Here is a 14,346-nt window from a genome sequence, read left to right as displayed (position 1 = left end):
GATACAGGCATAAAGGAACGAACGAACCGTGGCAGACTACTACGAGGTGCTGGGCGTCGAGCGCGGCGCGAGCGACGACGAGATCAAGAAGGCGTACCGCCGGATGAGCCGCAAATACCATCCCGACATCGCCGGCCCCGAATTCGAGGACAAGTTCAAGGAGGTCAACAACGCCTACGAGGTGCTGAGCGACCCCGACAAGCGCCGCATGTACGACTCCGGCATCGACCCGAACGACCCGAACTCCTCCGCGGGGTTCGGCGCCGGCGGCTTCGGCGGCATGGGGGACATGGGCGACGTGTTCAGCACGTTCTTCGGCGGCGCGTTCGGCGGCGGCTCGCAGGGGCCCACCCCGCGCACCCAGCCCGGCCGCGACGCGCTCGCCAGCATGACCATCGACCTGAAGACCGCCGTGTTCGGCGGCACCGAGCAGGTGCGCATCACCACGTTCGGCCTGTGCCCCGACTGTTCGGGCTCCGGGTCCGCCGACGGCTCGAAGCCGGTCCCCTGCCCCGATTGCCACGGCAGCGGCCACCGCCAGAAGGTCGTGCGCACGATGCTCGGCCAGATGATGACCTCCGCGCCGTGCGAGCGCTGCGAGGGCCACGGCGACGTGATCTCCAAGCCGTGCTCCTCGTGCATGGGCCACGGCCGTGTCCGCGTCACCCGCAACGTGGGCGTCAAGGTGCCCGCCGGTATCGGCGACGATTCGCGCATCCGCCTCGCCGGACAGGGCGAGGTCGGCGAGGGCGGCGGCCCGGCCGGCGACCTGTACGTGGACATCCGCATCCGTTCGAACAAGCAGTTCACCCGCGACGGCGACGACCTGCACTGCTGGGTGCGCGTGCCGATGAGCTGGGCCGTGCTCGGCCACGAGCTCACCATCGACACGTTCGACGGCGAGCAGACCGTGACCGTCCCGGCCGGCTGCCAGCCCGAGGACACCGTCACACTGAAGGGCCTCGGCGTGACCCGCATGCGCGAGCAGGGGGAGCGCGGCGACCTGATCGCGCATATCGCCGTTGAGATCCCCACCAAGCTCAACGACGAGGAGCGCTCCCTCATCGAGCGGTTCGCCTCCTCGCACGACGGCGACGCCACCCACGTGGCGCAGAGCTCCCGTCCCTCCACCGGCGGCCAGTCCGGCAGGAAGGGCTTCTTCAGCAAATTGAAGGACGCGTTGGGCTGAAGAGCGCTTCGACGGCTACGGCGGCTGTTCCGCCGCCGGTAGTCCGTCCCGGCCGTGCCCTACGACGAAGGCCCCGTTGCGTGGTTCATTCCCATGAACCACGCAACGGGGCCTTCGTCATGCCATCCGTCCGCCGCGTGAATCGGCGGAGGCGAGGTCAGCCGGCCACGGACGGGTCGATGGCCGGCAGGACGCCGGCGATGAGCAGGACAGCCACCACCACGGCCAGGCCGATGCGGTAGATGGCGAACGCCTTGTAGGAGAAGGTGCTCACGAACTTCAGGAAGCCGATGATCACGATGTAGCCGACGAAGAACGCGACGATCGTGGCCGCGATGGTCGGGCCCCAGCCCGGCCAGGCGGCGCCGCCGATCGCGGCGCAGGCGTCCGCGGCCTTCGTGGCCTCGCAGGCGCTGACGTCCTTCACCGCGGAGACGGCCTCCAGGATGCCCGCGCCGAACACGGCGGGGATCGCCATGAGGAAGCTCACGCGCACGGCGGCCTCGCGGGTGTAGCCCATGGCGCGGCCGAACGTGATGGTGCCACCGGAGCGGGAGACGCCCGGGATGAGCGCCAGCATCTGGCCGACGCCGAAGATCAGCGCGTCCTTGGCGGTCATCTGGTTCATCGTCTTGACCTGCTTGGCGCGGCTGTCGAAGATCCACAGCAGTACGCCGAACACGGCAAGCACGGTGACGGTGATCCACAGGTTGCGCAGCGTCGTCTCGATCACATTCTTGAACAGCAGGCCCGCGATGAGGATCGGCATCGTGCCGATGATGATGAACCAGCCCATCTGCGTGTCCGGGTTCTTCGCGCCCAGACGGGACTTCCAGTCCTTGCCCTCACGGCCGAACAGCGAGCCGAACCACGCGCCGAGGATGCGGATGATGTCCTTGCGGTAGTACAGGATCACGGCGAGCTCCGTGCCCAGCTGGATGATGGCTGTGAACGCGGCGCCCGGATCGGAGCCGATCATCAGGTCGCCGATGATGCGGATATGCGCGCTGGAGGACACCGGCAGGTATTCGGTCAGCGCCTGGACGAGACCGAGGAAAATCGCTTGGAAGAAATTCATAAACCCCTCTAACCTCTAGAACTCGGGTATTGCGATGTTCGTCAATTGCGAAGACCACTGTACTCATAGGGGTCTAAGACCGCACTCATGCATGGCGCATCGCGGATGATGTCTTGCACAATGCACACAATGAGGCCACAATTGGGCGAGGACCAGGGCCGCGGGCCCGTCAACGAAGGAGCGAATTCATGGATACGTACCGCAAGAGCAGGGGATACGCCCCGAAGGGGTTCTTCGAATGCGAGGGGAGGGGCCTCGAATGGCTCGGCGAGGCGATGCCGCAGGGAGGCCCCCGCGTCGTGCAGGTGATCGGCTGGGGCGACGACCATCTCGACATCGAGAAGGTCCATTCCGCGATGCCCACCGTCAAGGCGGCGCATGACTTCGGCGCGGCGCTCGCACGCATGCATGACGCGGGCGCCCCGCATTTCGGCTCCGCGCCGGCCGGGTACGACGGCACCTGTTATTTCGGCCCGCTGCAGGACCCGGTGCCGATGGACACCGGCAAATGGGACGATCCGGTCTCCTACTATGCGGAAGGCCGTCTCCGCCCGATGGTGGAGCTCGGCATCCGCCGCGGCGAACTCGACGAATCGGATATGGCGCTCACCGAACAGGTCATCGACGCGATGCCCGACCTGCTCGGCCGCGCCGCCTCGGACAAGCCGGCGCGTGTGCACGGCGACCTGTGGAGCGGCAACGTGATGTGGACCGCCGATCGCGGCTACAGCGAGGCGGTGCTCATCGACCCGGCGGCGCACGGCGGCCACCGCGAGGAGGACCTCGCCATGCTCGGACTGTTCGGCATGACCTATCTGCGTGACATCCTCGACGGCTATCAGGGCGTCCATCCGCTCAAGGCCGGCTGGCAGGAGCGTATGACCCTGTGGCGTCTGTACCCGATCGCCGGCCACTGCGTGTTTTTCGGCGGCGGCTACGTGGGCGAATACCGCTCCATGTGCCGTTCCCTGCTGGGGTGAACGCGGCTGAACGCGGGTCGGACGGCGGCGTTCCTGTCGGTCGGACGCCGCCGGTCACAGGTTCCTGAGGAAATCCTCCGTCTCCCTCACGAGCCGTTCCGCCTGACCGGGGTTCTCGGAGGCGGCCGCGCGCGCCGCCTCCGCGCGGTCCCATTGCTGTTCGAGATGGTGCACGTAGTCGGCCAGCTGGTCGCTGCATCTGAGCAGCATCGAGGCCTTCGCCTTCCACTCGTCCGCCCGCGACGGCAGATCGCCCTCGTCGAGGTCGCAGCCGAGCTCCTCGCCGAGGCGGCGCAACAGGGCGAGCGTGGCGGGCGCGCAATCGTCGTTGCCGGTGTACTGGGGGACGGACACCCACATCGACGTGGTGTCGAACGACTGCTCCCGGGCCATGTCGTCCAATACGGTGGGGATGCCGACGGGGCCGCTGTACCCGCCCTCGCCGTCGTTCGCACCGCAGTCGCAGCTGCTGCCGCATCCGTCGAGGTCGTGGGAGACGTCGATCGGAAGGGGACGGGTGTGGGGGCAGTCGGCGTACATCGAGCCGAGCGTGACGATGCGGTCGACGTCGAACTCGTCGGCGATATGCAGGCTCTGCCGGCAGTACTCGCGCCAACGGTAGTTCGGTTCCGGCGCGATCTGGGCGTAGATGCGGCGGTCGGGGGAGAGCGCGATCTCGTAGAACGTGGTCTGGGGCCAGATGATGCGCGGCCGTCCGGTGACCCGGCACAGCATCGGTCTGGACACCTGGTAGTCGTAATAGCCGTCGCAGCTGATGTGGCGTATCTCGCGCGCCTCGTAGCGGCCCAGCAGATGCCGGATGACGTTGGTCGCCGCCTGGCATGCGTCGTTCCACCCTTCGAAGGCGGCGAGCATGACGCTCTGCCGCGGATCCCGTTCCTCGCTCATGCCTTCCACAATAGCGGTGGCCGATGCCGCCCGAACGCGTATTCGCCCGCTGTTCGCCATGGGCGTGCAGGGGCGGAATCCCGCCGTTCTCCGGTGCTCGACGCCGAACCGGAGGCGGGTGCGGCGCAACCGCGACACGCCGTGTTTGCAATTCGCCCGCGGATGGATATAGTAGTGACTCGTGCTTCGGCGGGGAGAAATCCCCAAGGCCAAATGCGGACATAGCTTAGTTGGTAAAGCGCAACCTTGCCAAGGTTGAGACCGCGGGTTCGAGTCCCGTTGTCCGCTCTAAGGTCCGATGAGTTGACGACCTTACGGTGGGTTAGCCAAGCGGTTAGGCAGCGGCCTGCAAAGCCGTATAGACGAGTTCGACTCTCGTACCCACCTCTCAGCGAACCGAAGCGATTCGGTCGACTGCTGGATGCAGGCCCGGGCGGTTGGCGCAGAGGTAGCGCACTTCCCTGACACGGAAGGGGTCACAAGTTCGAATCTTGTATCGCCCACCATGCCGAAGTGATTCGGCCTGATAACTGAATACCGAAGCGATTCGGGCGATTGGCGCAGCGGCTAGCGCACTTCGTTCACACCGAAGGGGTCGTAGGTTCGATTCCTACATCGCCCACTGAATCCCGCTTCTCACGGCGGGATTCTATGCGGACATAGCTTAGTTGGTAAAGCGCAACCTTGCCAAGGTTGAGACCGCGGGTTCGAGTCCCGTTGTCCGCTCCATCCCGGACCCCGCCATCGTGCGGGGTTCTTTCGTATTCCGGGCATGCGTATTCCGGACATCTCCTGCATCTCCTCCCCGGCCGCCCGTATCCGGCACCCACGGTCCGCGGGCGATTGTGAAGATTTCCGGGGGCTCTATCCACATTCCCCGTACGGCTGGACCCGGACCCGTCCGCCGCGTCATCGTTGGTGATGACGGATATCCGGCATCGGCCGGATGACGATGCCGATGATGAGGAGCCGACATGGACGGGCGATGGCGACAGAATGACGGAGCACGACGCGCCGTACGGCGCAGACGCGCGGTGATGGCCAGGAGACGACGACGCCTCGCCGAACGCCGCCGGGAGATCCGGATGCGGCTCATCGCGGTGGCCGCCATCGCCATCGTGACGTTCCTGCCCGCCGCCGACGCGGTCCGCCGGGACGCCGTCGCGGTCGGGCGTCCGACGGACCGGACCATATCCGGGACCGGCGTCATGACGGCATGGTGCGCGACCGGCATGGAGACCGTATCCACGATGGCGGAACCGTCCGGAACCGTCCGGAACCGGAACGTCGCGCTGGCGCAGGGGATCGGAGCCGATGCGGACGGGAAATGCCGCCGGACGCTGTCATGGCCATTGCGCCGCGCCGAGCGTTTGCAGGCGTTCGACGCCCCCGATCGGCCATGGCTGCCCGGCCATCGCGGCATCGATCTCGCGGCCGCGGAACACGACGAACTGCTTGCGCCCGCCGACGGCGTCGTCTCGTTCGCCGGAACGGTGGCGGGCAAACAGGTGGTGAGCGTCCGGCACGACGGACTGACGCTCACCTTCGAACCGGCCGTCACGGACCTGCCCGTCGGGGCGCGGACCATCCGCGACGAGCCGTTCGGCGAGGTGGGCGCGCGCTCGGACCATTGCGACGGGGCCTGCCTGCACTGGGGCGTCAGACGCGGCGAGGACTACCTCGATCCCGAGACGCTGGCCGGGCCCAGGCGCATCGCGCTCAAACCGGTGGAATGACCGTCGCACCGTACGGACGCACGGTACAATCGGTGACGACACAGCCAAGGAGGTCACGGAGACGATGATCACGGAATACTTGCGGCCGCTGGAACAGCCGATCGACACCGACAGGAACCTGTTCTCGATACTGGAGGAGCGCGCCGCGCGTACCCCGGACCGGTCCCTCATCGAATACAAGGAACCCGGCACGGGGGAGTGGAGGTCGTTCACCGCCGTCGAATTCCGCGACAAGGTCATCGCGCTCGCCAAAGGCCTCATCGCGCGCGGCGTCATGCCCGGCGACGCGGTGTCCGTGATCTCGAAGACCCGTTGGGAGTGGACGGCGCTCGACATGGCCATCATGTCGATCGGCGCGCTCACCGTACCCGTCTACGAGACGAACTCGCCGGCGCAGGTGAGCATGATCTTCAACGATTCCAACGTGCGCATGGCGTTCGCCGAGAACGACATGCAGCGCGACAAGGTCGAGTCCGTGCGCTCCCGGTGCCCGGACCTCGGCGACGTGTACGTCATCGACTTCGGTGCGCTCGACACGCTCGAGGAGTACGGCAAGGGCGTCACCGACGCGGAGTTCCGCGAACGCGAACAGGCCGTCCGCGGCGACGACCTCGCCACCATCGTCTACACGTCCGGCTCCACGGGTACGCCGAAGGGCGTCGAGCTGAGCCACGGCAACTTCATCTTCATCACCTATTCGGGCGTGAGGTCGATGCCGGCCATCGCCATGCCCGAATACGCGCGGCTATGGCTGTTCCTGCCGCTCGCGCACGTGTTCGCACGCTACATGCAGTTCTTCTGCTTCGCCGGCAACGTCACGCTCGGCCTGTCCGGGAACCTGAGGACGATCCTCGCCGATTTCGCCGCGTTCAAGCCGACGTTCATCCTCGCCGTGCCCCGCATCTTCGAGAAGATCTACAACGCGGCCTCGCAGAAGGCCGGCGCCGGTCTCAAGGGACGCGTCTTCGCGGGCGCGGCCGCCACGGCGCGCGCCTGGTCGGAGGCGCAGCAGTCCGGCGGACCGATCCCGTTCGCGCTGAACCTCAGGCATGCGTTCTACGCGAGGCTCGTCTACCGGTCGATCCTCGACGTGTTCGGCGGGCATGTCGAATACGCGGTCTCGGGAGGCGCCCCGCTCGACAGGTCCATCGCCCACTTCTTCAACGGCATCGGCCTGCCGCTGCTCGAGGGCTACGGCATGACGGAGACATGCGCGCCCGCCACCGTGAATCCGACCGCCGGATACCGGATCGGCACGATCGGCCTGCCCATGCAGGGCACGGCGGTCGGCATCGCCGACGACGGCGAACTGTGCATCAAGAGCCCCGCCGTATGCGTCGGCTACCACAACCACCCCGAGACCACCAAGGAGCAGATCCGCGACGGCTGGCTGCACACCGGCGACCTCGGCTCGCTCGACGAGGACGGCTTCGTGACCGTGACCGGCCGCAAGAAGGACCTCATCATCACGGCGGGCGGCAAGAACGTCTCGCCGGGCGAACTGGAGGCGTCGGTGATGACCTCGCCGGTCGTCAACCAGTGCGTCGTCGTAGGCGACCGCAAGCCGTTCGTCGCCGCCATCGTCGCGCTCGACCTGGCGGAGACGAACACGTGGCTCCAGGCGCAGGGCGCGAAGCCGTGCGCCGACCTGGCCGAGGCCGCGTGCAACCCGATCGTGCGCGCCGAGGTGGAACGCGCCGTCAACCAGGCCGACGAGCTCGTCTCCCGCGCCGAATCCATCCGCAAGTTCGAGATCGTCCCCGACGACTTCACCGAGGAGAACGGGCTCGTCACCGCGTCGATGAAGGCGCGCCGCGAGGCCATCACCAAGCGGTACCGCGACCTCATCGACAATGTGATCTACGCGGGCAAGAAGTGACGGCCGCGTCGTAAGGCCGCCGCCGCATATGGAAGGGCCCGTGACGGAACCTGCGATTCGGTTCCGTCACGGGCCCCTCCATATATCTCCCTGCATGCTCCCTGCACGCGGACGGGGAGACGCGCCTCACTGGCGCGGCGCGGTCCTCTTCGTGTACATCTGCGTGGCGAGCAGCGTCGCGTAGCGCTTGATGACCTTCGGACGGATGACCTTCATCGACGCGGTCATCAGGCCGTTCTCCTGCGTGAACTCCTCGGGCAGGATGATGAACTTGCGCACCGACTCGGCGCGGGAGACGCCCTCGTTGGCCTGATCGACCCACTTCTGCACCTCGGCGCGCACGGCGGCGTTGTTCGCGGCCTCCTCCATGGACATGTTCTCGTCCAGACCCTTCGCCTCCAGCCACGGGCGCAGCGACTCCTCGTCCAGCGTGATGAGCGCGGAGATGAACGGGCGCTTGTCGCCGAGCACCAGGGCCTGCGAGACGATCTCGCAACGCTGGATGACCTCCTCGATCGGGCCGGGCGCCACGTTCTTGCCGCCGGCCGTGATGATGAGGTCCTTCTTGCGGCCGGTGATGTAGAGGAATCCGTCGTTGTCGATGCGGCCCAGATCGCCGGTCGCATACCAGCCGTCCTCGGTGAAGGAGGTCTCGGTGGCCTCCTCGTTCTTGTGGTAGCGGGGGAACACGGCGCGGCCCTTGACCTGGATCTCGCCGTCCTCGGCGATGCGCAGCGAGAAGCCGGGGAACGCGATGCCGACCGAACCGGCGTGGAACGGGACGCCCAGCACGTTGAACGCGCACGGCGCGGTCGTCTCGGTCAGGCCGTAGCCCTCGTACACGGGCACGCCGGCGCCGCGGAAGAACGCCATCAGCTCCGGGTCGAGCGGGGCGCCGCCGGCGACGATCCACTTGGCGCGGCCGCCCAGCACCTCGCGCAGCGACTTGTAGACCACCGGGTCGAACGCGGCGCGCTTGGTGCGCGTCAACGCGCCCGCATGGCCCTTCTCGGAGACCTCCTTCATGTAGTCCTGCGCGGCGACGACCGCGGAGGCGAACACCATGCCCTTAGCGCCGTGACCGGCCTTCTGGGAGGCGGCGTTGTACACCTTCTCCAGCACGCGGGGCACGACGATCATGATGGACGGCTTGGCGACCTGCAGGTCGGAGATCAGCGTCCTGATGCCGGTCGCGATGTAGATGTGGACGTTCGAGGCGACGACGATGTAGTTGATGGCGCGCGCGAACGAATGCGCCTGCGGCAGGAACAGCAGAATCGTGTTCTTCTTGTCATGCAGCAGGTCCGGCATGTAGTCGGGCAGGTTCAGCGCCGTCTGGCAGTAGTGCTCGTGCGTCATCTCGACGCCCTTCGGCGCGGCGGTGGACCCGGACGTGTAGACGATCGAGCACAGGTCGGTCTTCTGCACCGAGTCGATGCGCTCGTCCAGCTCCTCGTCGGACACGGACTTGCCGTACGCCTTGATCTCGTCCAGACCGCCGGTCTCGATGCACACGATGTGCTCCAACGACGGGCATTCCTCGACGGCGCCGTCGGCCTTGTCGCGCATGGCGGTGTCCTGCACGATGAGCAGACGGGCGTCGGAGTTGTTGACGATGTTGCGGATCTGCTCGGCGGAATCCGTGTCGTAGATGGTGGCCAGCACGCCGCCGCAGGCCATGACGGCCGCATCGGTCAGATCCCATTCATAGGAGGTGCGGCACATGAACGCCACGCCGTCGCCCTTCTTCAGACCGTAGTGCAGCAGTCCCTTGGCGATCTCGCGGACCTCGGCGAGGAACTCGTTCGCGGTCTTCGTGACCCACTCGCCGTCCTCCTTGTACGTGTACAGCGGTTCGTCGCCCATGCGCTCGGCGCGGTCGGCGTAGATGTCGTAGATCGACATGCCCATGTCCAGCGGAGGATTGCCCTGCGTGGTGGTGGTCAGCAGCCCCGAAGCCGGGTCGATTTCGGTGACCGTCGGACGGTCCGGCCCCCACACGTCGGTGTGGGGCAGCTCGATGGACTCCTCGCGGGCGATGTCCTCGCCGGCGTAGTCGGGTTCGTTGCCGGCGTCGTCGCCGACCGGATGCACGAAGTCGGTGCCAAGACGCAACGCCTTGCGCGTGATGTTCGTGGTTTGCTGCTTCAACGTGGAAAAAACGGACACGTGCTGCTCCTTGACCCAATTCCTTGTCTGGTCCTGTCTCAGAACAGCCAGTTTAGCGCCCGGAACGCGACACGTCACCTTACGGTGGCGTAGGAAACGCAGGCGTCCGTGGACGTTTCTCCCGGCGCGCCGTGGGTCTTCGGCTACACTTGGGCGACGTACGACACGATACGGCCAATGTCAGAAAGGGCTCTCATGGCTGAAATCAAGGAAGCCACGGTGGCTTTCGGTGTGCTGGACGAGACGTCGGATACGGAATCCCGCGTCGCGCTTACCCCGGACATCGTCACCAGGCTCGGGCGGAGCGGAATCTCCTGCCTGATCGAACGCGGCGCCGGCGCCGCGGCTCACTACACGGACGAGGACTATGCGAAGGCGGGCGCCACGGTCGCCCCGCGCGACGAGGTGATCGCCAAGGCCGACGCGCTCGGCTTCGTCGACCGTCCGTCCGCCGGGACCGTCGCCGAGCTCAGGGCCGGCCAATGGGTGATCGGCATGCTCGGCTCGTTCACCGACGCCGATTACGTCGCCGCGCTCGATGAGGCCGGAATCGTGGGCGTCGCCATCGAACGCCTGCCGCGCCAGCTGTCCAGCGCGCAGTCGATGGACGAGATGACCTCGCAGAACTCGGTGATGGGCTACAAGGCGGCCATCCTCGCCGCCGACGCCTACGGCTCGTTCCTGCCGATGATGACCACCGCCGCGGGCACGATCCGTCCGGCGAAGGCGCTCGTGCTCGGCGCCGGCATCGCGGGACTCCAGGCCATCGGCACGCTGCGCCGTCTCGGCGCCGTCGTCACCGCGTACGACGTGCGCCCCGCCTCCAAGGGCGAGGTCGAATCGCTCGGCGCGAAGTTCCTCGACCTCGGCCTCGACTTCTCGAAGGGCCAGGGCGAGGGCGGCTACGCGCGCGCCCTGACGCCCGAGGAGCAGAAGGAGCAGCAGGCCGCCGTCGACGCGAAGGCCGCCGGCTTCGACATCGTCATCACCACCGCGAAGGTCCCGGGCCGCAGGCCCCCGGTGCTGCTCACCAAGGCCGGCGTCGACGGCCTGAAGCGCGGCGCCGTGATTGTCGACTGCGCCGCGTCCGAGCTCGGCGGCAACGTCGAGGGATCCGCCATCGGCACGCGGACCACCGAAGGCGGCGTCACCATCATCGGCGCGCCGTACCTCGCCTCCGGCGTCGCCACCACCGCGTCCGACCTGCTCGCGCGCAACGTGGCCGACGTGCTCGCCCACTTCGTGCGTGACGGCAAACTGTCCCAGGATCCGTCCGAGGAGCTGGACGCCGCGCTCGTCGTCGCCGGCCGCGTCGGGGCCGCCGGGACCGCGGCCGAAGAGAAGTAAGGAAGGGAAGGAACGCAAATGCCCACGCTCGTCGTCTCCATCACACTGTTCGTGCTGGCGCTGCTCATCGGCATCGAGGTGATCGGCAAGGTGCCCGCCACCCTGCACACCCCGCTCATGTCCGGCGCGAACTCCATCCACGGCATCGTCATCGTCGGCGTCGTCATCGTCGCCGCCGAGGCGAACTCGCCGCTCGCCTACGTGTTCATCTTCCTCGCCGCCGTGCTCGGCACGATGAACGTGGTCGGCGGCTACGTCGTCACCGACCGCATGCTCGAGATGTTCAAGTCCAACAAGAAGAAGGGGGAGGATAAGTAAATGGCCTCCGCAACCGTCGGAACCATCGACATCGTCGCCTGGTTCGTCTACCTGTTCTCCGCCGTCATGTTCGTCGTCGGCCTGCACTTCATGAACTCGCCGAAGACCGCCCGCAAGGGCAACCAGATCTCCGCGTTCGGCATGGTCGTCGCCGTGCTCATGGCGTTCATCGTGCTGTTCGCCAAGGGCTTCGTCAACACGGTCGCCGTCGTCGTGCTCGTCGTCGGCATCCTGATCGGCGCGGTCGCCGGCGTCGTCTCCGCCAAGAAGGTCAAGATGACCGACATGCCGCAGCTCGTCTCCGTGTTCAACACGGTCGGCGGCGGCGCGGCCGCGCTCGTCGCCCTCAACGACATCCTCACCAAGGAGGGCGTGCCGGACCTCGTCGTGCTCATCACCGCCGGCCTCGGCATCCTCATCGGCTCCGTCACGTTCACCGGCTCGCTCATCGCCGCCGGCAAGCTGCAGGGCGTCAAGTGGGTGAAGAAGCTCACCCTGCCCGGCAAGGGCGTGTGGAACATCGCGTTCATCGTCCTCACGGTCGCCAGCTTCGTCATGCTGTGCGTCCAGCCCGGCCAGCGCCTCCTGTGGTCGATCCTCACGACGCTGTTCGCCCTCGGCTACGGTCTCGTGTTCGTCATCCCGATCGGTGGCGCCGACATGCCCGTCGTCATCTCCGTGCTGAACGCGTGCACCGGCACCGCCGTCGCCATGTCCGGCCTCGCCATCGACAACGTCGCCCTCATCGTGGCCGGCGCGCTCGTCGGCTCCGCCGGCGTGACCCTGTCCATCCTCATGGCCCAGGCCATGAACCGTCCGCTGCTGTCCGTCCTCGCCGGCGGCTTCGGCGGCTCCGACGCCGCGGCCGCAGGCGACGGCCCGGAGGGCACGATGAAGGAGACCTCGCCGGACGATCTTGCCGTCCAGCTCGTCTACGCCGACAAGGTCATCTTCGTGCCCGGCTTCGGCCTCGCCCAGGCGCAGGCCCAGCGCGAGCTCGCCGACCTCGGCGAGCTGCTCAAGAACCACGGCGTCGAGGTCTCCTACGCGATCCACCCGGTCGCCGGCCGCATGCCCGGCCACATGAACGTGCTGCTCGCCGAGGCCAACGTGCCCTACGAGGAGCTCGTCGACCTGGAGGAGATCAACCCGCAGTTCCCGTCCGCCAACGTCGCCCTCGTCGTCGGCGCCAACGACGTCACCAACCCGGCCGCCCGCCGTCCGGGCACTCCGGTCTCCGGCATGCCGATCCTCGACGTCGACAAGGCGCAGAACGTGGTCGTCATGAAGCGCGGCCGCGGCACCGGCTACGCCGGCATCCAGAACGAGCTCTACTTCGAGGACAACACGCAGATGCTGTTCGGCGACGCGAAGAAGAGCCTGCAGGCCGTCATCGCCGCCGTCAAGGAATTGCTGGCGTAATGGAGCGCCTCGTCGTCGCTCCTTGGTCGCGGTACCTTCGTACCGCTTCCTTCGGTGCGCCTAGAGGCCGCACGCATTATGCGAACGATTCGTTGTGCCGGCGTACCGGCTTCAACCGCACGGGAGCCCCTCCTCGGAGGGGCTCCCGTCGTTTCCAGGTCGTTCCGGAGGCGATGCCGGCCACGGGACGAACCGTCACAGGGCGAACACGCGCGTCACGAACGCGGCGACGCGGCTCCAATAGAGCTCCGGATCCGTGCTCGCGGCGAGGGCATGACCGGCGCCCGGCACCAGCAGACGTTCGCGGTCCGGCCCCGCGCATGCGGCGATGTTGCGGTCGAGGAACGCGGGGTCGACGAACGCGTCCGCCTCGCCGTGGATGAACATCATCGGAATGATCGTATGGCGCAGCGAGCGCACGCAGGACGCCTCGCGGAAGCCGTACCCGGCGACCCGGCGCGAGATCGCGGACATGAGGTCGACGATCGGCACGCCCATCCAACGATGGGGCAGATGGTACATGTGCTTCGCGTTGAACAGGAACTGGTCGCGCACCGACGTGTATCCGCAGTCCTCGATCGCGGCGACGACGTTGCGGGGCAGCTCCGGTTCGCCGGTCGTCATCATCACCGTGGCGGCGCCCATCGAGACGCCGTGCAGCAGGACGCGGGCCTCGGGGTCGCTCGCGGTGATGAGGGTGATCCAACCCAGAAGATCGCGGCGCTCCAGCCATCCCATGCCGATGTAGCGTCCCTCGCTCAGCTCGTAGCCGCGCTGCGCCGGGACGAGCACGGTGAATCCCATGCGGGCGAACCGGTGCGCGTACTTCGCCATTTCCGAGGGTCTGCCGGTGTAGCCGTGCATGCAGACCGCATACAGATGCCGGGCGGGGGAGGCGCGGTCCGGGTCGAACAGCCAGCCGTGGAGCTTCAGACCGTCCTCGGAACGCATCGAGACGGGCTGCTTCGCCGTCTCGAACCAGTGCGCGGCCTCCGTCTCCTCGTCGGCGTCCCGATGAGGCGTCTCCAGATAGTCCGACGCCGCGCCGTTGCTCATCAGACGCTCCATCCAATGCGAGCATTCCCGGTCCAGCGACAGATGGAACATCAGCTCGGCCGTCGTGAGCAATCCGGCGGCCACGGCGCCCACGCCCGCGCCCGCCCCGATCAGCATGTTCCTGGTGACTCGCCTCATCGCAACTCGATTCCCTGAAAAACGTTTCCTCCCTTGATTGTAGCCGCGAGGTTGTCCTCGGTTCCCGTATACTTGGTTGCTGTTGCTTTGGCGAGGGAAGACGAGGATTCCATCGGAGTCCGCGC

General features: G+C 67.1%; 11 protein-coding genes and 5 tRNA genes. 12 read left to right on the top strand and 4 right to left on the bottom strand.

Features of this window, described 5'->3' with window-relative positions; genetic code table 11:
• The first annotated feature begins 28 nt into the window (after positions 1–28).
• Entirely contained in the window at positions 29–1,189 is a 1,161-nt protein-coding gene (dnaJ, locus tag AC1AYD_RS07405; RefSeq protein WP_476544893.1) for a molecular chaperone DnaJ, read from the top strand.
• A gap of 157 nt (positions 1,190–1,346) precedes the next feature.
• Here the strand turns inward: dnaJ and AC1AYD_RS07400 are convergent, their stop codons facing one another.
• Entirely contained in the window at positions 1,347–2,267 is a 921-nt protein-coding gene (locus AC1AYD_RS07400; RefSeq protein ID WP_476544892.1) for an undecaprenyl-diphosphate phosphatase, read from the bottom strand.
• Between the two features lie 188 nt (positions 2,268–2,455).
• Here AC1AYD_RS07400 and AC1AYD_RS07395 point away from each other — a divergent pair, with 188 nt between their 5' ends.
• Complete coding sequence (locus tag AC1AYD_RS07395; RefSeq protein ID WP_476544891.1) at positions 2,456–3,247, top strand: fructosamine kinase family protein; 792 nt, start codon at positions 2,456–2,458, stop codon at positions 3,245–3,247.
• Between the two features lie 54 nt (positions 3,248–3,301).
• Here AC1AYD_RS07395 and AC1AYD_RS07390 read toward each other — a convergent pair whose 3' ends face one another.
• Positions 3,302–4,156 carry a PAC2 family protein gene (locus AC1AYD_RS07390; RefSeq protein ID WP_476544890.1) on the bottom strand — a complete coding sequence of 285 codons (855 nt, stop codon included), beginning with the start codon at positions 4,154–4,156 and terminating at the stop codon, positions 3,302–3,304.
• Between the two features lie 215 nt (positions 4,157–4,371).
• Between AC1AYD_RS07390 and AC1AYD_RS07385 the strand changes: the two genes are divergently transcribed.
• The 7 genes from AC1AYD_RS07385 (at position 4,372) to AC1AYD_RS07355 (ending at position 7,771) form a co-directional block, all read left to right on the top strand.
• A tRNA-Gly gene (locus AC1AYD_RS07385) sits at positions 4,372–4,444 on the top strand.
• 28 nt (positions 4,445–4,472) lie between these two features.
• Positions 4,473–4,543, top strand: a tRNA-Cys gene (locus AC1AYD_RS07380).
• A gap of 44 nt (positions 4,544–4,587) precedes the next feature.
• Positions 4,588–4,662, top strand: a tRNA-Val gene (locus tag AC1AYD_RS07375).
• Between the two features lie 43 nt (positions 4,663–4,705).
• Positions 4,706–4,778 (top strand) — tRNA-Val (locus AC1AYD_RS07370).
• A 31-nt stretch (positions 4,779–4,809) separates the two neighbouring features.
• Positions 4,810–4,885, top strand: a tRNA-Gly gene (locus AC1AYD_RS07365).
• 623 nt (positions 4,886–5,508) lie between these two features.
• The gene (locus AC1AYD_RS07360) at positions 5,509–5,892 is read left to right on the top strand and encodes a M23 family metallopeptidase (RefSeq protein ID WP_476544889.1); all 384 of its coding nucleotides are present in this window, start codon (positions 5,509–5,511) and stop codon (positions 5,890–5,892) included.
• 64 nt (positions 5,893–5,956) lie between these two features.
• Positions 5,957–7,771: an AMP-dependent synthetase/ligase gene (locus tag AC1AYD_RS07355; RefSeq protein ID WP_476544888.1), complete on the top strand. Its 1,815-nt coding sequence runs from the start codon at positions 5,957–5,959 to the stop codon at positions 7,769–7,771.
• A 126-nt stretch (positions 7,772–7,897) separates the two neighbouring features.
• On the opposite strand, the gene AC1AYD_RS07350 is transcribed toward AC1AYD_RS07355, so the two are convergent.
• On the bottom strand, positions 7,898–9,940 hold the full coding sequence (locus AC1AYD_RS07350) for an AMP-dependent synthetase/ligase (protein WP_476532942.1): 2,043 nt from the start codon (positions 9,938–9,940) through the stop codon (positions 7,898–7,900).
• Positions 9,941–10,135: 195 nt separating this feature from the next.
• Here AC1AYD_RS07350 and AC1AYD_RS07345 point away from each other — a divergent pair, with 195 nt between their 5' ends.
• Genes AC1AYD_RS07345 through AC1AYD_RS07335 form a run of 3 tightly spaced genes read left to right on the top strand, consistent with a single transcriptional unit; the run spans position 10,136 to position 13,027 of the window.
• Positions 10,136–11,287: an NAD(P) transhydrogenase subunit alpha gene (locus AC1AYD_RS07345; protein ID WP_476544887.1), complete on the top strand. Its 1,152-nt coding sequence runs from the start codon at positions 10,136–10,138 to the stop codon at positions 11,285–11,287.
• An 18-nt stretch (positions 11,288–11,305) separates the two neighbouring features.
• Positions 11,306–11,605, top strand: coding sequence for an NAD(P) transhydrogenase subunit alpha part 2 (locus AC1AYD_RS07340; protein ID WP_034526141.1), 300 nt, complete (start codon positions 11,306–11,308; stop codon positions 11,603–11,605).
• On the top strand, positions 11,606–13,027 hold the full coding sequence (locus tag AC1AYD_RS07335; protein WP_476502387.1) for an NAD(P)(+) transhydrogenase (Re/Si-specific) subunit beta: 1,422 nt from the start codon (positions 11,606–11,608) through the stop codon (positions 13,025–13,027).
• 195 nt (positions 13,028–13,222) lie between these two features.
• Here AC1AYD_RS07335 and AC1AYD_RS07330 read toward each other — a convergent pair whose 3' ends face one another.
• Entirely contained in the window at positions 13,223–14,221 is a 999-nt protein-coding gene (locus AC1AYD_RS07330) for an alpha/beta hydrolase (RefSeq protein ID WP_476544886.1), read from the bottom strand.
• Between the last annotated feature and the right edge of the window lie 125 nt (positions 14,222–14,346).

The sequence above is a fragment of the Bifidobacterium sp. LH_426 genome (genome assembly GCF_056356875.1).
Note: the sequence above shows the minus strand (reverse complement) of the source record. Positions and strands in the feature narration are given on the sequence as shown.